This window comes from Lysinibacillus sp. CTST325 (assembly GCF_054665055.1).
Genome location: NZ_BAAFHO010000001.1, coordinates 992,951 through 1,012,632 on the forward strand (window position 1 = coordinate 992,951; position 19,682 = coordinate 1,012,632).

27 protein-coding genes are annotated in these 19,682 nt (G+C 37.6%); 11 read left to right on the forward strand and 16 right to left on the reverse strand.

What is annotated here, in order from left to right:
* Positions 1-35: 35 nt before the first annotated feature.
* Both ACYQ73_RS05055 and ACYQ73_RS05060 read right to left on the reverse strand, forming a co-directional pair.
* Positions 36-653 carry a thermonuclease family protein gene (locus ACYQ73_RS05055; protein ID WP_460011441.1) on the reverse strand — a complete coding sequence of 206 codons (618 nt, stop codon included), beginning with the start codon at positions 651-653 and terminating at the stop codon, positions 36-38.
* A gap of 588 nt (positions 654-1,241) precedes the next feature.
* The gene (locus tag ACYQ73_RS05060) at positions 1,242-1,823 is read right to left on the reverse strand and encodes a phosphatidylglycerophosphatase A family protein (protein ID WP_460011442.1); all 582 of its coding nucleotides are present in this window, start codon (positions 1,821-1,823) and stop codon (positions 1,242-1,244) included.
* 112 nt (positions 1,824-1,935) lie between these two features.
* Between ACYQ73_RS05060 and ACYQ73_RS05065 the strand changes: the two genes are divergently transcribed.
* From ACYQ73_RS05065 to ACYQ73_RS05075, 3 genes are all read left to right on the forward strand, one after another.
* Complete coding sequence (locus ACYQ73_RS05065) at positions 1,936-2,655, forward strand: alpha/beta hydrolase (RefSeq protein WP_460011443.1); 720 nt, start codon at positions 1,936-1,938, stop codon at positions 2,653-2,655.
* Between the two features lie 81 nt (positions 2,656-2,736).
* Complete coding sequence (locus tag ACYQ73_RS05070; protein ID WP_460011444.1) at positions 2,737-3,252, forward strand: YjcG family protein; 516 nt, start codon at positions 2,737-2,739, stop codon at positions 3,250-3,252.
* A 1-nt stretch (position 3,253) separates the two neighbouring features.
* Positions 3,254-3,682, forward strand: a complete 429-nt coding sequence (locus ACYQ73_RS05075; RefSeq protein ID WP_460011518.1) for a GNAT family N-acetyltransferase — start codon at positions 3,254-3,256, stop codon at positions 3,680-3,682.
* A 227-nt stretch (positions 3,683-3,909) separates the two neighbouring features.
* On the opposite strand, the gene ACYQ73_RS05080 is transcribed toward ACYQ73_RS05075, so the two are convergent.
* Complete coding sequence (locus tag ACYQ73_RS05080; RefSeq protein ID WP_460011445.1) at positions 3,910-4,158, reverse strand: stage VI sporulation protein F; 249 nt, start codon at positions 4,156-4,158, stop codon at positions 3,910-3,912.
* A gap of 184 nt (positions 4,159-4,342) precedes the next feature.
* On the opposite strand from ACYQ73_RS05080, the gene ACYQ73_RS05085 reads away from it, so the two are divergent.
* Both ACYQ73_RS05085 and ACYQ73_RS05090 read left to right on the forward strand, forming a co-directional pair.
* The gene (locus tag ACYQ73_RS05085) at positions 4,343-4,507 is read left to right on the forward strand and encodes a hypothetical protein (RefSeq protein WP_460011446.1); all 165 of its coding nucleotides are present in this window, start codon (positions 4,343-4,345) and stop codon (positions 4,505-4,507) included.
* A 19-nt stretch (positions 4,508-4,526) separates the two neighbouring features.
* Complete coding sequence (locus ACYQ73_RS05090; protein ID WP_460011447.1) at positions 4,527-4,757, forward strand: hypothetical protein; 231 nt, start codon at positions 4,527-4,529, stop codon at positions 4,755-4,757.
* 51 nt (positions 4,758-4,808) lie between these two features.
* Here ACYQ73_RS05090 and ACYQ73_RS05095 read toward each other — a convergent pair whose 3' ends face one another.
* The 5 genes from ACYQ73_RS05095 to ACYQ73_RS05115 form a co-directional block, all read right to left on the reverse strand.
* Positions 4,809-5,024 carry a YjcZ family sporulation protein gene (locus ACYQ73_RS05095; RefSeq protein WP_460011448.1) on the reverse strand — a complete coding sequence of 72 codons (216 nt, stop codon included), beginning with the start codon at positions 5,022-5,024 and terminating at the stop codon, positions 4,809-4,811.
* A gap of 65 nt (positions 5,025-5,089) precedes the next feature.
* Positions 5,090-5,449: a stage V sporulation protein AE gene (gene spoVAE / locus ACYQ73_RS05100; RefSeq protein ID WP_460011519.1), complete on the reverse strand. Its 360-nt coding sequence runs from the start codon at positions 5,447-5,449 to the stop codon at positions 5,090-5,092.
* 16 nt (positions 5,450-5,465) lie between these two features.
* Positions 5,466-6,461, reverse strand: coding sequence for a stage V sporulation protein AD (locus ACYQ73_RS05105; protein WP_460011449.1), 996 nt, complete (start codon positions 6,459-6,461; stop codon positions 5,466-5,468).
* Complete coding sequence (gene spoVAC, locus ACYQ73_RS05110; RefSeq protein ID WP_460011450.1) at positions 6,455-6,910, reverse strand: stage V sporulation protein AC; 456 nt, start codon at positions 6,908-6,910, stop codon at positions 6,455-6,457. Before spoVAC ends, ACYQ73_RS05105 begins: the two co-directional genes overlap by 7 nt.
* Positions 6,910-7,314: a YhcN/YlaJ family sporulation lipoprotein gene (locus ACYQ73_RS05115; protein WP_460011451.1), complete on the reverse strand. Its 405-nt coding sequence runs from the start codon at positions 7,312-7,314 to the stop codon at positions 6,910-6,912. Before ACYQ73_RS05115 ends, spoVAC begins: the two co-directional genes overlap by 1 nt.
* A gap of 132 nt (positions 7,315-7,446) precedes the next feature.
* On the opposite strand from ACYQ73_RS05115, the gene ACYQ73_RS05120 reads away from it, so the two are divergent.
* The gene (locus ACYQ73_RS05120; RefSeq protein ID WP_132363913.1) at positions 7,447-7,971 is read left to right on the forward strand and encodes a CotY/CotZ family spore coat protein; all 525 of its coding nucleotides are present in this window, start codon (positions 7,447-7,449) and stop codon (positions 7,969-7,971) included.
* Between the two features lie 64 nt (positions 7,972-8,035).
* Here ACYQ73_RS05120 and ACYQ73_RS05125 read toward each other — a convergent pair whose 3' ends face one another.
* From ACYQ73_RS05125 to ACYQ73_RS05150, 6 genes are all read right to left on the reverse strand, one after another.
* Positions 8,036-8,461, reverse strand: coding sequence for a hypothetical protein (locus ACYQ73_RS05125; protein WP_460011452.1), 426 nt, complete (start codon positions 8,459-8,461; stop codon positions 8,036-8,038).
* Between the two features lie 29 nt (positions 8,462-8,490).
* A complete protein-coding gene (gene mgtE, locus ACYQ73_RS05130) occupies positions 8,491-9,867 on the reverse strand; it encodes a magnesium transporter (RefSeq protein WP_460011453.1) in 1,377 nt (458 codons plus the stop codon).
* A gap of 736 nt (positions 9,868-10,603) precedes the next feature.
* Positions 10,604-11,512 (reverse strand): RluA family pseudouridine synthase, encoded by a 909-nt coding sequence (locus tag ACYQ73_RS05135; RefSeq protein ID WP_460011520.1) that lies wholly within the window; start codon positions 11,510-11,512, stop codon positions 10,604-10,606.
* Position 11,513: 1 nt separating this feature from the next.
* Positions 11,514-12,308: an NAD kinase gene (locus ACYQ73_RS05140; protein WP_460011454.1), complete on the reverse strand. Its 795-nt coding sequence runs from the start codon at positions 12,306-12,308 to the stop codon at positions 11,514-11,516.
* Positions 12,305-12,976: a GTP pyrophosphokinase gene (locus ACYQ73_RS05145; protein ID WP_132363923.1), complete on the reverse strand. Its 672-nt coding sequence runs from the start codon at positions 12,974-12,976 to the stop codon at positions 12,305-12,307. The genes ACYQ73_RS05140 and ACYQ73_RS05145 overlap by 4 nt, the downstream gene beginning before the upstream one ends.
* Before the next feature lie 62 nt (positions 12,977-13,038).
* Positions 13,039-13,422: a UPF0738 family protein gene (locus tag ACYQ73_RS05150; protein ID WP_460011455.1), complete on the reverse strand. Its 384-nt coding sequence runs from the start codon at positions 13,420-13,422 to the stop codon at positions 13,039-13,041.
* Between the two features lie 160 nt (positions 13,423-13,582).
* Here ACYQ73_RS05150 and ACYQ73_RS05155 point away from each other — a divergent pair, with 160 nt between their 5' ends.
* From ACYQ73_RS05155 to ACYQ73_RS05175, 5 genes are all read left to right on the forward strand, one after another.
* The gene (locus tag ACYQ73_RS05155) at positions 13,583-13,723 is read left to right on the forward strand and encodes a hypothetical protein (protein ID WP_460011456.1); all 141 of its coding nucleotides are present in this window, start codon (positions 13,583-13,585) and stop codon (positions 13,721-13,723) included.
* Between the two features lie 154 nt (positions 13,724-13,877).
* Positions 13,878-14,462 carry a CYTH domain-containing protein gene (locus ACYQ73_RS05160; protein WP_460011457.1) on the forward strand — a complete coding sequence of 195 codons (585 nt, stop codon included), beginning with the start codon at positions 13,878-13,880 and terminating at the stop codon, positions 14,460-14,462.
* A 39-nt stretch (positions 14,463-14,501) separates the two neighbouring features.
* On the forward strand, positions 14,502-15,290 hold the full coding sequence (locus tag ACYQ73_RS05165; protein ID WP_460011458.1) for a lytic transglycosylase domain-containing protein: 789 nt from the start codon (positions 14,502-14,504) through the stop codon (positions 15,288-15,290).
* Positions 15,291-15,500: 210 nt separating this feature from the next.
* Positions 15,501-15,908: a globin domain-containing protein gene (locus tag ACYQ73_RS05170; protein WP_132363931.1), complete on the forward strand. Its 408-nt coding sequence runs from the start codon at positions 15,501-15,503 to the stop codon at positions 15,906-15,908.
* Complete coding sequence (locus tag ACYQ73_RS05175; protein ID WP_460011459.1) at positions 15,901-16,710, forward strand: DsbA family protein; 810 nt, start codon at positions 15,901-15,903, stop codon at positions 16,708-16,710. The genes ACYQ73_RS05170 and ACYQ73_RS05175 overlap by 8 nt, the downstream gene beginning before the upstream one ends.
* Before the next feature lie 88 nt (positions 16,711-16,798).
* Here the strand turns inward: ACYQ73_RS05175 and ACYQ73_RS05180 are convergent, their stop codons facing one another.
* Together ACYQ73_RS05180 and ACYQ73_RS05185 are read right to left on the reverse strand one after the other, a co-directional pair.
* Positions 16,799-17,398: a TetR/AcrR family transcriptional regulator gene (locus tag ACYQ73_RS05180; protein ID WP_460011460.1), complete on the reverse strand. Its 600-nt coding sequence runs from the start codon at positions 17,396-17,398 to the stop codon at positions 16,799-16,801.
* A gap of 110 nt (positions 17,399-17,508) precedes the next feature.
* Positions 17,509-19,197, reverse strand: a complete 1,689-nt coding sequence (locus ACYQ73_RS05185) for an MFS transporter (RefSeq protein ID WP_460011461.1) — start codon at positions 19,195-19,197, stop codon at positions 17,509-17,511.
* Positions 19,198-19,682 lie beyond the last annotated feature (485 nt).

A 19,682-nucleotide genomic window follows, 5' to 3' on the forward strand; every position in this document is an offset into this window, starting at 1 on the left:
ATTTTCATTGCCTTTTGGGACAGTCCTTTGTTTCTTTATTTTAATGCTTCCGGATGGAAACCATCTTTTTGGAAGTAATTTTGATGTGACCAAATATTTAATTTTGCTTTTTCTGCATTTTGTTGGATGTCTCTAAATTCTTCCTCAAACGTATTGTTTGGTTTATGGATAAAGCGCACTGCTGCAAGTCCTTCTTTTAATAATGATTCTTGCAACATTACATCATCAATAAAGACATAGGCTAATAAGCGATCATAGTTATCTGTCTCTGGACCAACATCGTAAACCGCTTCAACCTTTTTAGCGTGTTCTAACAATTTAATCGTATAATCTCTCGCATCTTTAGCATAAGGTTGAGCTTCACCTTTGTTATAATTCATCTCTGGTGTATCTACCATCAATAGGCGAATTTTTTGTTTCTTGCCATTTATTGTCGCCTGAATTGTATCGCCGTCATATGCTTTAATATAATCTACATCAAAGCGTTTATTTCCTGTTTTTTGTTCAACTTGTTCAATAGAAATAGTACCATTCTGGTTAGTCGATGTTGCATCTTTTTCTTGGGCTGGTGATCTGCCAAAAATCATATACAATGCAACGGCTAGAATGATTGTACCACTTGTAATTAACGTTTTTATATCTTGCATTTTCATGTAGTAGGTCCCTCACAACTATTCATCTTCATTACACTTTAAGGAAGCTTCTAAAAGAATCCATAATTCATCAAAAGTCCTAAAAAGTTTCACGATGTTTCTATTGTAAAATATCAGGCTACTACATTCAAGTTATGTAGTTGCAAAGGCAACCTAATGATTTGGGGATACTTCAACAAGCTGACTATTTTCTATCTCATTGTGTGTTTTTTCGTCCTTATTTTATGTTGATTATGTGTATGAGTATACAAAACAATCGGCTAAGCATTTAAAAAACAGAGCCTCCTCAAATTATTGAAGATGCTCTGTTCATAGTGGTCCGATAATCCACTTTGGCCAACAAATGATTTTTGTGCGAAGGCGGAGGAAAGGCGCGATGAATGCCGATCGCTGATAACTTCATGATAATCGCTGATATAATGCCTATAATCGCCGATAACCTCATGATAATCGCCGATAAAATCCAAGAATCGTGCCCAGTCGGAACGGAAATCCCCCCTCGCTTTGGCGAAGATCCATACTTTAATTACAACATAAACAGAGCCTCCTCAAATTATTGAGAAGGCTCTGTTATATATATGAATACTATCAAATCTCATTATGTGATTTTGGTTTTGGTCCTAGCTCTTCGGGCTCAATATCTGCAAATGTACCGCCCTCTTCTTCCAAGTCACGCATACGATGCGCAATACGGGATGCGGCAGAAGCTGCGATACTGCCAACTAAGTCATCTAAAAACGTATTTACATGATGGCCAGGTTCTGTATCTAACTTCTTAATAATACCGATTTTCTGCTTGTCTAAGTGTCCGAAAGTCGTTACCGCTATGCTACCATATGTAAAAACAGATCCAAGTGCTATTGTTTCATCCACACCAAATAAACCCTCATCGGATTCTATTATTTGCTGTAATGGTGCCGATAATAACTTTTTCTCTGCAAGTTCATCTAGTTCAATACCTACTAATAAAGCATGTTGAACTTCACGTTTACGTAATACACGCTCGACAGAATGAACACAGTGGTCTAATGTTAAGCCTTCATTATAGGATTTTTGCATTTCATAAACGATTTTAGCAATATCCTCTAGCGATACACCACGACGAATAAGTGCAGCTTGGGCTGCTTTCGCTACTTCATCAGAGTGTATGCGAGTACTTTTATCATGCATAACTATCCCTCACTTCGATTTTATTGCTAGAATAGTGCTAGCCCAACCTATTATACCTTTACTTTGGGTATATGGTACAATTTTGTTACAAACACGAGAAGGAGTGTCATCATTGGATAAGGGAACTGTACAGGATTTAAAGTTCTATAGTGAAGCATTACAGGAGGAATTACAGCTCTATATTTATGTTCCTGCAAATTATTCTCCACTATATAAATATAATATTTTAATTGCATCAGACGGAAAAGATTATTTCCAACTTGGAGGTATTACAAAACTTGCTGATGAACTTATCGATGACTATGAAATCGAAAATTTAATCATTGCCTTCGTTCCATATAAGGACATTAAGGATCGACGTCATAAATATATTCCAAGTGGAGAGCAACATGAAGCATACCTTCGTTTTTTAGCTCATGAGCTTGTGCCTTATTTAGATGCTGAATATACAACCTATCAAGTGGGAATGAGTCGTGGGGTCATTGGTGACTCAATGGCTGCAACCGCTTCCTTAATGGCCGCATTAAAATACCCAAATATTTTTGGCAAGGTTATTTTACAATCACCGTATGTTGACGAAGATGTTTTGCAAGCTGTAGAAGTTTTTAAAGATCCAGGCGCAATTTCCATTTATCATATCGTCGGTAAAGAAGAAGATAAAGTTGTCACGATGGATAAAACAATTAAAGATTTTTTAACACCAAATCGTCAGCTTCATAATCTTCTGTTAAACAAAGGATTTTCTACATTTTATGAAGAATTTGATGGCAATCATACATGGAAATATTGGAAACCTGATCTACGCCGCGCATTGATTGAAAATTTTAATTAATTTAGACGATTCAAATTACGAAATCGGAAGTTTCTGTTATACTTAAATAAAAAAATGTTTATTTTCAGGAGGTAATGGCCTATGAAGTATGGTATTGTGGCATTTCCATCAAAAAAATTACAAGATTTAGCGAACACTTATCGCAAACGTTACGATCCTCATTATGCGAAAATTACTCCGCATATCACATTAAAGGACAGCTTCGATGCAACAGATGAAGATATTCAATCTGTCGTAAAACAATTAGATGGGCTTGCTGCCAAATATGCACCTTTAAACATTCATGCATTACGCATTAGTTCATTTTTCCCAACAACAAATGCGATTTATTTCCGTATTGAACCAACTGAACAATTAACAACATTACATCAAACTCTAGAAGAAAAAGTACCTTTTGGTGAGTCAAAACACGTATTTGTACCACATATTACAATTGCTCAAAAAATGACAGATTCAGAGCACGATGATATCTTTGGGCAATTACGTATGACAGGTGTTGACGAAAAAGATACAATTGATCGCATTCATCTTTTATATCAATTGGAAGACGGCTCGTGGACAACATATGAAACTTTCCGATTGACTGGAGCTGAGTAATCTGTATAACGTTAAGATTGTTGAAACAGCAAAAGAGCATGAGGATGCGTTTGCAGTCCGCAAGCAAGTTTTTGTTGAAGAGCAAGGTGTGCCGCTTCATCTAGAATGTGATGCTGAGGATGCATCTGCTACGCATTTCATTATGTACGAAGACAATGTCCCTGTAGGTGCTGCACGTTTACGAAGTATCGAGGACGGTGCTGCAAAAATTGAACGTGTTTGTATTTTACAAAATCAACGTGGCAAAAAACTAGGTGCTTTAATCATGAAGGAAATGGAGAAGCACGCTATTTTAATTAATAAGAAAAAACTAAAACTTAATGCACAGAGCTATGCTATTCCGTTTTATGAAAAGCTTGGCTACACGGTAACATCTCCTGAATTTATGGATGCTGGTATCCCACATCGTGCTATGGAAAAAATAATTTAACTTCTTTCTGCTCTTTGTGCAAGCAGGACGCATAGTTTATTTGCGCGAAAGCGTAGCGTTAGAGGCAATTTTGCCGAGGCATAATTGATCAAATAGGTGTTACGAAAATGCTGATGCATATCGTAACACCTTTTTTATTTCTCTACAATGCTTTAAAGGTTGATTTATAAATGAAAATCCATTTAAATCAACCTTTTAGATATATTGCTTTGCCTAGTAGACTCATGTTATTTCATCATTTTAGTAATTTTATCGAAATCTAATGAATTACCATCTTGAATAATAGATTGTACTAACTTATCTTCAAGCTCTTGCGTAATTTGTCTTTTGGACATTTTACTTACGCGTCGTACGATCTTTCTTACTTGTTTTTCATTTTTAAAATCAGCATGTTGAATTTCATTTGCTAATGCGAAGATTTCATCCATTGTTACTCCAGTTTTTTGTTCAATTGAATTAAAAAGCGAGCGATTCATGTTCCCCCTCCTATCAGTTAAAATTCAAGTTTATTTCCACTGTTGTTCTTATGCACGACACATATGGCAACTAGTGAAGGCTTTAAACTTTATTCAGAAAATGGAGCACTCTGAAGAAAAGCTAAAGCCTCTATCTACTGTCACAATCAATTATGCCTCGGCATAATTTCGTTCGGAATCGGCTTTGTGCTTAGGCCTGCACGAGGGCCAACACGATGTTGGTCATTTCGGTACAGGACGTGGCGTTTTTACAGAGGGCCGACACGATGTCGGTCATTTCGGTAATGCCACAGGACGTGGCGCTTTTACCGATGCAGGTCAGTTAGCCGTTATCACATGGATGCGATGATTTTAGGCTAACATCCTTTATGAACTCCTTTCCGATTCCGTTACATCCGCCTGAGGCTTTAGGCCAACAAATGTTTTTTGTGCGAAAGCGTAGTGCTAACGCAGCGGCAGCAACGTGTTTTTGTCTGTGCGAAAGCGAAGCGACAGCAACACAACATAATGTTGGTCACTCAGTCGTTGCCACAGAACGTGGCGTTCTTAGACTGAGTTCTTCTATTTCAGCAAATGTTTGGACATCCGCTGAAAAATAGCTAAACCCGCATTCATCTCACCACCTATAAAGGTAGGAGACTTCTATCAAATTATATGCAAGCAGCTCCGACAATGATCAGAAGAATGAATAGGACAACAATTAAGATAAATGTTGAACTATGTCCATGTCCATAACCATAGTAACCGCCATGGCAACCTTCATGGTGACCACCATGATGACCGCCATAGTAACCGCCGTAATCTCCTCCGTAACAACCATCAGCATGCCCTCCATACGGATGCGCACCCCAGCCTTGATATCCCATAAAAATACCCCTCCCTTCTACAACCTATCATATGTTAGCGTTGTAAAAATGGGTGGGGTATTCGTCTAATCAACATTGCCTTTAGGTTTAAATATTAATGCTCCGATAAAGCCAAAAACTACGGCAGCGCTGATTCCTGAGCTTGTCACCTCGAACATCCCAGTTAACACACCTACAAGCCCATGTTTTTCCGCTTCAACAATTGCACCTTGCGTTAAGGAATTTCCAAAAGATGTAATAGGGACAGTTGCACCGGCACCAGCAAAATTAATAAGTGGTTCATACAAACCCATTCCGGCAAGAATCGCCCCAGCTACGACTAAAGTACTCAATGTATGTCCAGGTGTTAATTTTCCAACATCCATTAATAATTGACCTATGGCGCAAATAATGCCTCCTACAAAAAATGCAAACACAAATGTCATAACCATAGCTTTCGCCTCATTTCATTGTAATTTCAATCGCATGTGCCGTACATGGAATTGTCTCGCCCTGTTGAAATGAAAGCGGAGACAGCAATGCTCCTGTTGCCACAAGAAGTACTCTTTTATAGGTACCTGCTCGCATCTGTTGAATCACATAACTAAAAAAAACAGCTGCCGAACAGCCTGCACCACTTGCACCGGATTGGAATGTTTCATCCTGTCCATAAAACTCAGCACCAGCATCACGTAAAGGTTGTAACTCCTCACTCTTGATGCCACTTTCAACAAACATTCCTTTTAGAAGTTTTAAGCCAAGTTGACCTAAATCCCCTGTTAAAATTAAATCATAATGGTAAATTTTTTGATTACGCTGTTCTAAATGTGATTGAATTGTTTGAAAAGCTGCTGGGGCCATCGCTGCACCCATATGAAAAGGGTTATCCATACCATAATCAACTGATTTTCCAATAGTTGCTGCTTCAATAGAAGGGTATTCCTCATGATGCTTACCGATAAGAGCATAGCCAGCGGCCGTTACAGTCCATTGAGCAGTTTGGGGCTTTTGTGAGCCATAATTGATTGGATAGCGGAATTGTCGCTCAACCGCATTGTGTTGACTAGATGCACCAGCTAGCGCTAATTTGGAGGCACCTACTTCTGTTAAAAGGCTCGCAACAATTAATGAAGATATAGAGGTGGCACACGCTGAGAATAATCCGATAAAAGGAATGTCTAAGTCTCTGGCCGCAAAATTGGTTGGCGTCATTTGATTAACCAAATCACCACCCATAAAATAATCAATGTCTGCATTTTTCACGCCCGCTTTTTTCATGGCGAATTCACAGGCCTCTTCAACCATTTTTCGATGCCCTTGTTCATTTGTTTTCATTTGCCAACGTTCATCATCGAAGGTCGCATCAAAATATTGACTAAATATACTACGTTTTTCTAGTGGACCTGCTACCACACCACCTGCTATTAAGGAAGGCTTCGATTGAAAGACAATTACCATGAAACCACTCCTATCGTCACAAGAATGAATTTAATAAGTGCAATAAAAAAGGCGGAGACAACCCCAAATAATACAACTGAACCAGCTAATTTAAATATATTTCCACCAACACCGAGTACTAATCCTTCAGATCTATGCTCAATGGCAGCTGAAATAACAGCATTACCAAACCCTGTTACAGGTACAGCTGATCCAGCTCCAGCAAATTGGCCAATCTTCTTATATAAGCCAAAACCCGTTAAAATCATGGCGAAAAATATCATTGTTGCAACTGTTGGATTTCCGACTGTCGCTTCGGTAAAATCAAAGAAAATCATATAAAAAAGGGATACGGCCTGTCCGATTGTACAAATAAGTCCACCTATTAGAAACGCCTTTGCCACATTTTTAAAATAAGGCGGTTTCGGCGTGACATTTTGCTCTAATTGCTGGTATTGTTCTTTTTCCACTATGTTTCCTCCTTTGCAAGCTTTTTCAATTTCACAATTTTATCTTTCAGTTTATTATCTTCAACTTGTTCCCTTTTTATTTTATTGGCTTCATAAAATATTTTATAATCAGCTGAAACAAAAACATCTTTGTTTGGATATTTTTCCTCAAATTTCTTTTGCAACTTTTTCTCTAATTTAGCCTTTTTCCACTTATCCCATTGTTTAATTTGCACCGCTACAAGCATACTATTGTCATATTGAATAACCGTAGTTTTGTCTACATAGTCCTGTTTTTTTAAAATGGCCTCAACTTCCTTTTCATTTTCTGGTGAACCGTAGACAATAAATTTTTCTTTTTCACCGCAACCACTTAAAAGCGATAAACCGACTAATAGAGGTAACATTATTCCTAACAGCTTCAAGCTTTTACCCTCCTTTTCTTTAAAGTTTCTCCAACCATAAAAAAACTATTCATTTGACTATATACGAAAGCCCGAGTCCATTTTTCATACGCACATATTGTAGAAGTAGTAACAAGGAAAGGAGGTGACAATATGGGTTGTGGTAAGCCAACAAATCCTATTGGACCAATCCATTCAGCAGGCTGCGTTTGTGACGTAGTACGCGCTATTTTAGACATTCAGAATCAAGCGGTGAGAGATGAATGTCAACCATGTACAGCTAACTGTTTCTTAGAACCACTTGGAGGCATTGTAAGTCCTGCACGCTCTCATGCAGATACACGTGTATTCATGTTAATTACAAAAGACGGTACTCCTTTTAAAGCATTTTTCAGTTCACCAACAGCAGATCCATGTATATGTACATCAGTATTTTTCCGTGTAGAAGATATGTTCGATGAGTGCTGCGCTACTTTGCGTGTTTTAGAGCCTTTATGTTCATTTGACTCCAGCGAAAGTACAGTAGATCTATTAAGTCGAGATGGCTGCTGTGTCAACATGAAGAAAATATGTAAAGTAGATGATTGGAATTCAACTGAGAGCTGTATCACTGTAGATTTATCATGCTTCTGCGCTGTACAATGTATTGCCGATGTTGACTTAGGGATTTGTGAATAATCTTTTCACCTTTGACACACTACACATAAAAAAAGTGTACAGCATCCTCTGCTGTACACTTTTTTCATAAGGTAGGTAATTGTTTACCTCGCCATAATACTTGATCTATGTCCTCAAAATAGATAATCTCTTGCGTCTTTAATTCGAAAGAAGTAAGCATCAATGAATCGGTCTGTACATCAGATGCACTACCACGTAATTCTCTACCATCCTTTAAACATATAAGTAACGGTTGATAGGCTTTTTGTCGAAAAGGCTTCTCTAAAAATTGAAGCTGCTTTAGTAAATACGGATCTATTTGTACTTTTTCAATTACTTCTTCTTTTTCTTCAATAGTTTGCTCATTGTAATAGCCATCCTTTATATACACTGACGTACTTTCATCCAATTCAAGCTCATGTAGCATCTTAGAAATATTTAGAAAATACGATGGTGACTTTATAAACAAGCGTGGCTCATGACCCACATTACTCACTTCCCTTTTTTTCATACAATATGCAAAAGGAAGAAATTTGGTTCTCAGCCTATTTGACTTAAGAATACTGTCGCCAAACCTAAGTAAATTAAAATACTTGTAATATCATTCAATGTTGTAATGAATGGACCTGATGCGACAGCAGGATCAATCTTCATGCGATGCATTAGTAGTGGAATAAAAGAACCTGCAAGTGTTGCTACTAAAATAGAACCACAAAGCGCTGCTCCTACCAGCATTCCAAGAATCAATTCTTGTTTCCAAACATAGACGATGCCAATGACAATCAGCCCACAAACAATTCCAGACATTAAGCCTGTACCGGCTTCACGTAGTAGTAATTTTAGCTTGCTATGTTCTTCAACATCTCCTGTTGCAATACCTCGAATAGCTACCGCTAGTGCCTGTGTTCCACTATTCCCAGAAGTACCTGAAATGAGAGGAATAAACACTGCGAGTAACGCAACCTGTTCTAACGTTGCCTCAAACTGTCCCATCAAATTTGCTGTCAACATCCCTAAAAATAATAATATGACAAGCCATGGTAATCGCTTTTTAGCCGCTTGGAACGAAGTTGTATCAAATTTATCCATATCGGAAATACCCGCTAATTTAGAGTAATCCTCCGATGCTTCTTCATCAATAACATCGATAATATCATCGACTGTAATAATCCCTAGTAATTCACCCTTATCGTCAATAACTGGTGTCGCTAAGAAGTTATAGTCCTTCATAATTTGAGCAACCTCTTCTTGGTCATCCCCTGCGTGCACCATCACAACACGTTCATTCATAATCGAACGTATAAGGGTATCTTCATCAGCAATAATTAAATCACGAAGCGTAATAACACCTGTTAATCGATGTGCTTCATCAACGACAAATATATAATAAATGGTTTCGGCATCTGGCGCCTCTTTCCGTAAAATCGCCATGGCTGAACGAACAGTAGAATTTTCTGGTATCGCTACATATTCAGTCGTCATGATAGACCCAGCTGTACCTTCGTCATAACTTAATAGCTCATTTATTTCTTCAGCTATTTCCTCATCCATCATGCCTAAATAGCTTTCACGTTGTTTCGTATCCAACTCATTTAAAACATCTGCAGCATCATCTGCATACATGTGAGAAAGCATTTCTGCACCATATGATGGATCCATCTCAGCTAGATACGCTGTGTATTCATCATCATCTATTTCAATTGCCTCAAAAATATCAGCCATTTCCGTCGGAGACAAGTACGAATAGATGATCTTCCTTATATCAGGTTCCACCTTCTCATAAAACGTTGCCTGATCATATGGATGAAGTTCTAAAAACTCATCGCGGAATGCGTTAATATCATGTGCTTCGAGCATTTCTCGCAAACGTGCTTCGTCGAACTGCACATCATCCTTTTCATTTCTTTCCTCTATCATGCTTGTCCCCTCCTTCCGAGCAATCAATTATGCCTCGGCAAATTGCGTCCAGAATCGGCTTTGTGCTTAGGCCTGCAGGATGCAGGTCAGTTAGCCGTTATCGCATGGATGCGATGATTTTAGGCTAACATCCTTTAAGAACTACTTTCCGATTCAGTGACATCCGCCGGAGGCTTTAGGCCAACGTGATGTTGGTCACTCAGTCTTTGCCACAGGACGTGGCGTTCTTAGACTGAGTTCCTATATTTCAGCGGGTGTTTTACCAACCGCCGAAAAATAAATTCATTTGTACCTATCGCTTCGCTTTCTGTATAGAAAACATTTACTGAAATAAGTTAAATCATTGATACGGGTCATGCCGTAAATCTACCTTATATATAATAGTGTGTATTGTGCCTTTTCTGCAAACCCTTTTTTTACTACATAGCAACCTACATCATCACTACTATCTGATTGGATAAATCTGTGAATGAATTTACTGAATAAGAATGGCTCATCAACAAAAGTTGGAGATGCACCTTATTATCCACTTTACTATACCCTACAATCACTTTTTGTTCTGATAACGTGCTGTTAAGAATAGCCTATTACTTTTACTGAGCTATAAAATGATAAAGAGATGCCCGTTTGTACGAACATCTCCTTAAATATATAACATATTCAGAAATAGTTTTCACTCTTAGTGAACTAATGAAGTCTTCGTTCATAGATAGTTTTGAAAAATAATATCCGAACTTCAAATTAAGGAGCCATTCAATAATCGCTGCATATCTTCATTTAAATTACTTTTGAATTGTAAACTCTCATCTGTCAAAGGGTGAAGCATCTTTAAGGACACACAGTGTAGGGCTTGTCTATTTATATGTTCGCGACTTCCACCATAAAGTTCATCTCCAACAAGTGGATGTCCCACATAGGCCATATGCACACGAATTTGATGTGTACGTCCTGTGTGCAACTTTAGCTGTATATGTGTCATCGGTTCATCCTGTAAATAAAAGTGCCTTAAAATTGTTACATCTGTATGTGCAAATTGACCGTCCTCACGTACCTCTCGCTCAATAATACTCGTCTCCTTGCGTCCAATAGGAGCGATAATTGATTGTACATCTTGTGCCACATGTCCATGTACAATTGCTTCATATTGTCTAGAAATCTCCCCACTGCGCTGTGCAAGTCCCGTTAAATGATGAATATGAGCATGTTTGGCAATGCACAGCAAGCCAGAAGTATCACGATCAAGTCTCGTTACGATATGAGCAGTTGATGCGAGACCCTGTTGCTGAAAATGACCACACACTAAATTAGCTACGCTATATGTCGGATGCTCACGTGAAGGAATCGTGCTCTGATGTGCTGGCTTATTAAGCACTAAAATCGTTTCATCTTCATAAATAATAGAAAGTTCACCATGTTCAACAGCGAGCCCTTCACTTTTTTCTTCAGGAGGGAATTTAACTTTAACTCGATCCCCAACGCGAAGAGGATGTCGAACATTGCATTCAACATCATTCACAGTCAGTAAGCCTCCATCAAATTTAATTGCCGTTAAAGCTCGCTTGGAGATGCGCCATTCAGTTAAGGCCTCCCTTAGTAGCTGGCCTTCCTTTTCCGCTATAAAATGCAGTGTAAATCTTGTATCCATTTTACTCATTTGCCACGAATGACTCATGTACTCGTTCCCAAAATGGAAATGGACGGAAACGAGCAAAACGTACTCTTTCAGTTGCTACATTAAAAGCAATCGACTTCACATCGCCTTGCGTAACTTGTAAATGATCAACAGTCATATTAAAGTTTTGTTCATTTACTGGACGTAAAACACAGTGATGGTGTGCTGGTAAAATGAGTGGTGAACCAACTGTACGGAAGACACGGTTATTGATAGATGCTATCTCAGTAATTTGGAGTGCCGCTAAAGTTGGGTGAATAATTGCTCCACCGAGGGCTTTATTATAAGCTGTACTACCAGAAGGAGTTGACACACAAAGACCGTCTCCACGGAAACGCTCAAACTGATTACCATTTAACTCAACATCCATAACAAGCGTGACATCAGGTGATTTCAAAGTTGCTTCATTTAACGCTAAATACGTATTGGATTCTGCATTATGATGTTCCACCTTTACCTCTAGTAGTGGGTACTCCACAACGTTAAAGTCCTTTTTGGCAATGGATAAAACAAGCTTTTCTAATTCAGATGGCTTCCAATCCGCATAAAATCCTAAATGTCCCGTATGGATACCTACGAAGGCAACCTGATGTAGCATATGAGCATATCGATGAAAGGCATGTAGTAAAGTGCCATCTCCTCCAATAGAGATGACAATCTCAGGAGCCTCTTCATCATACGTTAACCCAAAGTCCTGCAAATACGTTCTAGCTAGCTCCATTAATTCGTTCGACTGTGCATCTCTACGTGATTGAATGGAAAATTTCATTTTGTGTCACGCTCCTTCTCCGATAGTAAATTAGGATTCGATGCTTCTTTGTATTCACTAAAATAGGCCTGCGCTTCTTGTATCTCACTACGAATGGACGACATTTCCTCATCCAATCGGAAAGCGGCTTCTGCTGCACTTTGAAGGCGATTTTTAATTTCTTCGGGGAACATGCCCTTATATTTATAATTTAAAGAATGCTCAATAGATGCCCAGAAATTCATAGCTAGAGTTCTTATTTGAATTTCAGCTAATACCACTTTTTTCCCTTGTATCGTTTCTACAGGATATTCGACAATCATATGATATGATCGGTAGCCACTCGGCTTATTATGTGTAATATAGTCTCGCTCTTCCACTACACGCATATCTTTACGTTGACGTATTAGTTCCGTAACTGTTGAAATATCATCTACAAATTGACACATAATACGTAAGCCTGCGATATCCCCTAACTCATCACCTAGCTGTTTAGAAGGCTCAAATGCGAGCCCCTTTTCTAATGATTTATCGTATATACTTGCTAAAGGTTTTACACGTCCCGTTACAAATTCAATTGGTGAATTTGCATTAACAATACCAAACTGTGAACGCATACCCTTTAATTTTACTTTTAACTCATCTACTGCTTGTTTATAAGGACTTAAAAATATTTCCCATTGTCCCATCGCAAAAACCTCCCGACAATCGGTATCGAACAAAACCAACACCGCCTGTTCGTTTTGTCTTTTTATTCAGCAAGAATTGTCTTGAAGTGGTGTTCCACCGCTTGGACAAATTCCGCCCCATAATTGTAATTTCCTTCAATATTATACACGAGCATTTCCAGTTCATCGTGAAAATTAGTAAGCTCAATAACTTCCGTACCTAGTTGTAGCTTTGGATTTTGCTTTTTTTGTAAAATATGTACAAGTTCATCCCAACTACTCGGTGGAAAACGCAAGTAATGATAATTCTCTCCTGCATCAAGTAAATAAATAAACGCAAAGTCATCAGAGTCTGCTATTAATTGTGCAGCAGGTTTTAACTGTAAATTTGCTTCAATGTCGTTTAAACTAAAATGAAGTTGCTCGTTTTCAAAATTCAATGTTTCTATTGTATAAATTTTACGCACATGCGGTTCCCCTTTTCGTCGTACTCTTCCTCTTATTTTAGCATAGAGGGTAAATAGTTGCAGTGTGTAAATACTAAATCAATGAAATAACGAACTAAACTTTTTATCATAGCGTGTAGTTGATTTCCGTTCCGACTGGGCGCTTTCCTGTGGGCGTCCGATGAGCCGCTTGGGCCAACACGATGTTGGTCACGAAGGCGTTATCACAGGACGTGATGGTTTTAGCCTTCGTTCCCCTATCGCTAATCCCCAAGGAGTCGCCCAGTCTCCTCTACAATCAACTAACTTTGAGCTAATGTAAAAAGTTAGTTGACGAACTATTCAGAAAATAGGTAGGTTGACTTTTTCTATAAGGTGTAACACAGCGTTGGTTATTTTGCGAAAAGTAAAAGATCATTTTAATCCTTTCTCTTAAGCAACAAGCGTAAAAAAATTTAAATAAACAGGTGATCATAATGGCACAAGAACTTGAAATAGAATTTAAAAATCTCTTAACAAAGCAACAATACGAACATTTATTGCAAGCATTCAACATTTCCGAAAATGCTATTCATCGCCAAACAAATCATTATTTCGACACACCTACTCAAGCTATTCGAAAACTACAAAGTGGGCTCCGCATTCGACAAATCGACAAATATTTCGAATGTACTTTAAAAGAAAAAAATGCAGAGCATGCTCATTTAGAAACAACTGACGAATTAACTGCTGAGCAAGCTAAGAAAATGCTTGTTGGAGAAGGTTTCTATGCCCAGGAAGTGGAAAAAAGACTAGCTCTCTTCAACATTCCTTTAGAAAATTTAGCAGTATTTGGTTCACTTACAACCGATCGCGTCGAAATTCCTTATAGGGATGGTCTTCTAGTATTCGATCATTCTTTCTATTTGCAGTGCGACGATTATGAGGTAGAATATGAATCAAAAGATGCAATAAAAGGAAATGCAATCTTCGACGAATTTCTACAGCAATATGGTATTGAAAAACGAGCTACAGATAAAAAAATCGCACGTTTCATGAAAGCATTACAAATGAATAAATAACAGTAGCTTAACTAGTATACAAGAAAGGGTGACAACTCCTTGGATATCCAATCACTCAGAACTTTATTTGAGATTCAAGCATTACAAACACTAGGATCTTCAGAAAATTCATCGTCAAACAATCTTACAGACAGCAATTCTATATTTTCTGATATGATTAGCGAATTGCTAGGCGACTCAACTACTACTAACAGTGCAAAATTATCTAGTTTGCTCGGGGGTGTATCAAGCGCTTCGTCATTGATGAACCAGTTTAGTAGTTTAAATGGGTTAGCTGAAAACATGCAAAATAGTGCGTATCAATCATTACTTTATAGTGGTTCTAATGACGTCTTTATACCTTCTGCTGTACAGGCGGCATTAGCAAATACACAATCTAGTACAAAGCTCGACTCCTATGTTTCGGATAATGTAATTGGTTCAACAGCGTATGCCAATTCACTAGCAGGTGCGAACCAATACGCTTCGATTATTCAAAAGGCAGCAACTACATATAATGTTCCAGAGAAGCTCATCGCTGCTGTGATTAAGCAAGAGTCTAATTTTAATTCAAGCGTTGTTAGTCATGCTGGAGCACAAGGATTAATGCAATTAATGCCAAAAACAGCGCAATATTTAGGGGTTACAAACTCCTTTGATCCTGAGCAAAATATTATGGCAGGTGCAAAATATTTACGTCAATTGCTAGATAAATTTGATAATGATCCTACATTAGCGTTAGCTGCTTATAACGCAGGTGCTTCACGCGTTACAAAGTATGGTGGCATTCCTCCTTTCAAAGAGACACAGAATTATGTCAAAAAAGTGATGAATTACTACACAGCTTAATCGCAAAAACATTGTTAATACAGTATTTTTCGGCAAATTTCACCCGCGTGGTGAAATTTGTGCTTTTTTAGCGAAAAACATTTCGAAAGAGCGCTTTGTTTGTGTTAACGAAAAGACGTTGATAGAATGAAGGTAGTCACAAGAAATTCACATTTGTAAAGATGACCAAGTATAAAAATATACTTTACGATATAAAAGGGGCATTTAATTATGAATCGAAAATACACTGTTCCTTATGAGGAGCTGGGGGCTGAAAAGCTTTCAGAGCTAATCCATGCATTCTATAAAAGAGTTGCTCAGCATCCTGATCTTATTCCAATCTTTCCGAAAGATTTGACAGAGACAGCACGCAAGCAAATTCAATTTCAAACACAGTATTTAGGTGGACCAAATCTTTTTACTGAGGAGCATGGACATCCAATGATGCGTGCACGCCATATGAATTTTCCGATTACACCTGATCGTGCCCAAGCTTGGCTTGAATGTATGTCCGAAGCGATGGATGAAGTAGGGTTGGAAGGGAAGTTCCGAGAAACATATTATCAACGTTTAGTATTAACAGCTCATCACATGATTAATACACCAAATGACGATGAGGGGGAATTGTTACGTGAATAATATTCAAATGCTGCAGAAGCCGACTCTTGAGATTTCTACTGCTAATAAGCCTATTGAATTGTATATTTTCGTAGATCCACTTTGTCCAGAAGCTTATAATATGCAAGCCATTCTTCGTAAGTTACATTTAGAGTACAATCATTACTTTACATGGCGCTTTGTACTAAGCACAGAGCTTGCCTCTTTGAATTGTTTAAGTAAACGTGTAAAAGGTTGTTTATCAGGTATTGAACTCGACATTAATCACCCTGTCTTACCATCTATCGCTATTAAAGCGGCAGAGTTACAGGGCAAACGTGTCGGAGCACGCTATTTGTCGAAACTACAAGAATATGTATTACTAAACCAGCAAGATGTCAATTCTTATGCTACGCTGTTAAAAATTGCGGAAGATGTTCAATTAGACATGAATGAATTTTCTGCAGACTTTGGTTCAAAGGAAGCAGCACGTGCCTTCCAATGCGATTTATATATTAAACGTGAAATGGAAGTTGATGAAGTGCCTAGCATTGTATTTTTCAATGAATGTATTGAAGATGAGGGTCTAAAAGTTAGTGGTAGCTATTCCTATGAAGTTTATGAACATATTTTACAAGAAATGATGGATGAACAGCTTGTGCGTCAACCATTACCATCAATGGAAGAGTTATTTACAAAATTCCATACACTTTCAACGAATGAAGTAGCTTCCATCTACTCATTAACAGAACAAACAGCTGAACGCGAATTAAAAAAGCGTATGCTGCAACAAAAGATTGAACGAATTCAGACAAATCACGCTACACTGTGGCGTATTAAATAATGCAATTATACTATTAATCTAAGCTCCTAATAATAAAAGCAAGTGAAGAAGACTTCACTTGCTTTTATTTGTCTTTTTAGCCTCATCATTAACTTTCTTTCGGATTATACAAACTTAAAGTAAATAAATGCACAACCTCATCTATCATCTCATCAATATCCGGATTAATAAACTCATTTATATAAGGTAATGTCAATTGAAAAACTAAAATTGATGACAGCAAAGAATAGAAAAAATTCGCAGTATATTTAAAGTTCCCTTTTGGAATTTTCCCTTGCTCATGTAATTTAATTAAATAATTCTCTAAATGGTGAAATAACTTATTTGGATATTCAAAAAACATTTTTTCAAATTCTTTATCTTGTTGAATTTCCCGCATAAGTACCCAAATAGTTTCCTTGACAGGAATGTTTTCTTCAAAATAAGCTTGCGCCAAGATTTTAAGATCATGCTCTATATCACCTGTAAACGCCTCTTCTATTTTAGGAAAATAATCTCTGTCTGTTTTATGTGAGATAACACTCTCACGAAACAAATTCTCTTTATTTCCAAAGTGTCTAAAAAGTGTAATGTGATTCACACCGGCACGTTCAGCAATTTCACGTGTCGAAGTTCCAGCAAACCCCTTCTCACCAAAAAGCGTCAATGCAGCACTAAGAATTTTTTCTCTTGTCTTCAACTTTGCCATTATGCCCACTTTCCTCCTCCGAACAATTTGCTCAATATTATATCGGAATCAGAAAGTGATAGCAATCAGTTGCATTCACTTACGTTACATAAAACATTTGCTGAAAGAAGTTAACGTTTCATAGCAGCCTCAAAGTTTCGCTCTCTTATATATTTCTTCATTCTTCTTGCATTTATGCCATTCAAATATGCGAAAACGGCACCAATTAACATAACAATTGCTCCAAATCTAAAAACTGCTTTAAATGCTAAAGAAATATGATCCTTCATTATTTTTTCTAACGCTGGATAAAGATTTATTATTGCCTTTCTTTCAATGGCAAATCTCTTCTTAATTTCAGCATGTGCGTTATCTGGTGAAGATTTTAGTACTTTTTCCTCTTCGTCCGTTAGCTTATGTAAAACATCTTGTAGTGAAGATTTATTTTCTGTTAACTCATTTTTATTATTTTCGAATTGAAACTTTAGCTTTTCCTTCGTATTATCACTAAGTTTACTTATCTCAACCTTTTCAACCATTTCATTTTTTGCCGCTTTCATTTCGTTCTGCATCATATGCTGTAGCATCACTACTAAAATTGCCACGCCAACCGAAGCCCCAATTACACGACTTACTTGAAATAACCCTGATGCAATCCCAGCCTTTTCTTCGGGAACCTGCAAAATGAGTGCTATTGATAATGGGCTAAAGATTAAACCCGATCCTAAACCGACAATCATTAAAACTCCGACAATCGCCCAAACCGATTGATCTGATGAAATAAAACCTAACAAGTAGGTTCCTATACTAAACAGCACATAACCAATGACACCAAACCATAATGTCCCCCATTTATTTGCTTTAGCAGCAAGAGGAGTAATGAGCATTGTCGCTATAGAAGATGAGCTAAGGATTAACCCCGCCTTTATCTGAGAAATTCCGTTTACTGTTGTTAAATAAAATGCCATTAAAAAGTAGACACACATCATCCCGATTCCTAAACATAACAGTGCGATATTCCCGCATGCAAATTGATAGTTTTTAAACAACTGAACTGGAAGCATTGGATCTTTATTTTTTGATTCAAATTTTACAAACAATAATAAACCTATAACACTGCCAATTAAACAACTTAGAACAAGTGGTGATGACCACCCAACTTCCTTCACTTGTAAAAGACCGTATATGAGTGCGAACAATGAAATGCTAATTGTTATCATACCCATCCAGTCGATCTTCTTAGAGGCAGTAGGATCATACGATTCATGTACAAAAGAATGAATTAAACTCACTGCTAAAATCCCTATTGGTACATTAATATAAAATATCCACTGCCATGAAAAGTTCTCTGAGATTACTCCTCCAATTGTCGGCCCCAATGCTGTCGATACCCCAGCCATTATTCCAAAAAGTGCCGTTACAACACCAACCTTTTCAGCCGGAGTATGAACAAGTACTAAAGGAACACATACTGGAACAATCATTGCTGCCGCCAAACCTTGAATCGCCCGAAATAAAATTAGTAACCCAATAGATTGTGATAATCCACATAGAACTGACGCAACTACAAACAAAATAAGCCCTATTTGAAATATTTTCTTCCTACCAAATTGATCTGCAAATCTTACCGCCGTTAGCAAAACAACACCAAATGCAATGTTGTAGCTATCAATCACCCAAGAAATTTGATCAATTGTAGTTTCATAGTATGCTGTAATTTTTGGCAAAGACACATTCACAATTGTGGTGTCCAATAAAGCCATAAAAAAACCAAGAGCCGCAGCAATTACCGGCATCATATAACTTTGCTTACTTTTCACTTTCTAGCCTCTTTTCTATCAATTTCGCCTTGGCGTAATTGCCGCTGACGCTTCACTTTCGCGCAGATAAACAATCCGTGACATCCGCCGGGGGCTTTATCCTCACTCAGTGTTGTCAAACACCCACTGAATGAGGGTAAAATGTAATCACTTGATTGCATTATAAATAAAAAATAAAATGAACGCAACTGGTTGCATTCATTTTATTTTTAGAGTAGGCTCTATTATTTATCGGAATGTTCTAGTGATTTATCGGAATACTTTCTAAAAAAATAAAAGAAGCGCCACTATCCTCGACAGATAGTGACGCTTCTTTTTCACAAAGGGGATGGGAGAAATGTTCACGTTCAAACAAAGGGGTGTATGTTTGTTTTGTGATTTATTTCACATGAATCAATTTATCACGGAATAGTAAATATAGCAACAAGTCCGATGATAGATTCACAAATTTGTCAAATAGAAAGCGATTACAAACAGTATTTTTC

Bases quoted from the DNA above. Each gene is read 5' to 3' on its own strand.
- ACYQ73_RS05090 (WP_460011447.1), top strand. From the start codon at position 4,527: ATGAACTCCTTTCCGATTCCGTTACATCCGCCTGAGGCTTTAGGCCAA.
- ACYQ73_RS05105 (WP_460011449.1), bottom strand. From the start codon at position 6,461: ATGGTAATTGTCTTTCAATCGAAGCCTTCCTTAATAGCAGGTGGTGTG.
- ACYQ73_RS05120 (WP_132363913.1), top strand. From the start codon at position 7,447: ATGGGTTGTGGTAAGCCAACAAATCCTATTGGACCAATCCATTCAGCA.
- ACYQ73_RS05095 (WP_460011448.1), bottom strand. From the start codon at position 5,024: ATGGGATATCAAGGCTGGGGTGCGCATCCGTATGGAGGGCATGCTGAT.
- ACYQ73_RS05145 (WP_132363923.1), bottom strand. From the start codon at position 12,976: ATGGGACAATGGGAAATATTTTTAAGTCCTTATAAACAAGCAGTAGAT.
- ACYQ73_RS05140 (WP_460011454.1), bottom strand. From the start codon at position 12,308: ATGAAATTTTCCATTCAATCACGTAGAGATGCACAGTCGAACGAATTA.
- ACYQ73_RS05170 (WP_132363931.1), top strand. From the start codon at position 15,501: ATGAATCGAAAATACACTGTTCCTTATGAGGAGCTGGGGGCTGAAAAG.
- ACYQ73_RS05160 (WP_460011457.1), top strand. From the start codon at position 13,878: ATGGCACAAGAACTTGAAATAGAATTTAAAAATCTCTTAACAAAGCAA.
- ACYQ73_RS05080 (WP_460011445.1), bottom strand. From the start codon at position 4,158: ATGAATCGCTCGCTTTTTAATTCAATTGAACAAAAAACTGGAGTAACA.
- ACYQ73_RS05135 (WP_460011520.1), bottom strand. From the start codon at position 11,512: ATGGATACAAGATTTACACTGCATTTTATAGCGGAAAAGGAAGGCCAG.
- ACYQ73_RS05055 (WP_460011441.1), bottom strand. From the start codon at position 653: ATGAAAATGCAAGATATAAAAACGTTAATTACAAGTGGTACAATCATT.
- ACYQ73_RS05070 (WP_460011444.1), top strand. From the start codon at position 2,737: ATGAAGTATGGTATTGTGGCATTTCCATCAAAAAAATTACAAGATTTA.
- spoVAE (WP_460011519.1), bottom strand. From the start codon at position 5,449: ATGACATTTGTGTTTGCATTTTTTGTAGGAGGCATTATTTGCGCCATA.
- ACYQ73_RS05155 (WP_460011456.1), top strand. From the start codon at position 13,583: ATGAGCCGCTTGGGCCAACACGATGTTGGTCACGAAGGCGTTATCACA.
- ACYQ73_RS05180 (WP_460011460.1), bottom strand. From the start codon at position 17,398: ATGGCAAAGTTGAAGACAAGAGAAAAAATTCTTAGTGCTGCATTGACG.
- ACYQ73_RS05060 (WP_460011442.1), bottom strand. From the start codon at position 1,823: ATGCATGATAAAAGTACTCGCATACACTCTGATGAAGTAGCGAAAGCA.
- mgtE (WP_460011453.1), bottom strand. From the start codon at position 9,867: ATGATAGAGGAAAGAAATGAAAAGGATGATGTGCAGTTCGACGAAGCA.
- ACYQ73_RS05125 (WP_460011452.1), bottom strand. From the start codon at position 8,461: ATGAAAAAAAGGGAAGTGAGTAATGTGGGTCATGAGCCACGCTTGTTT.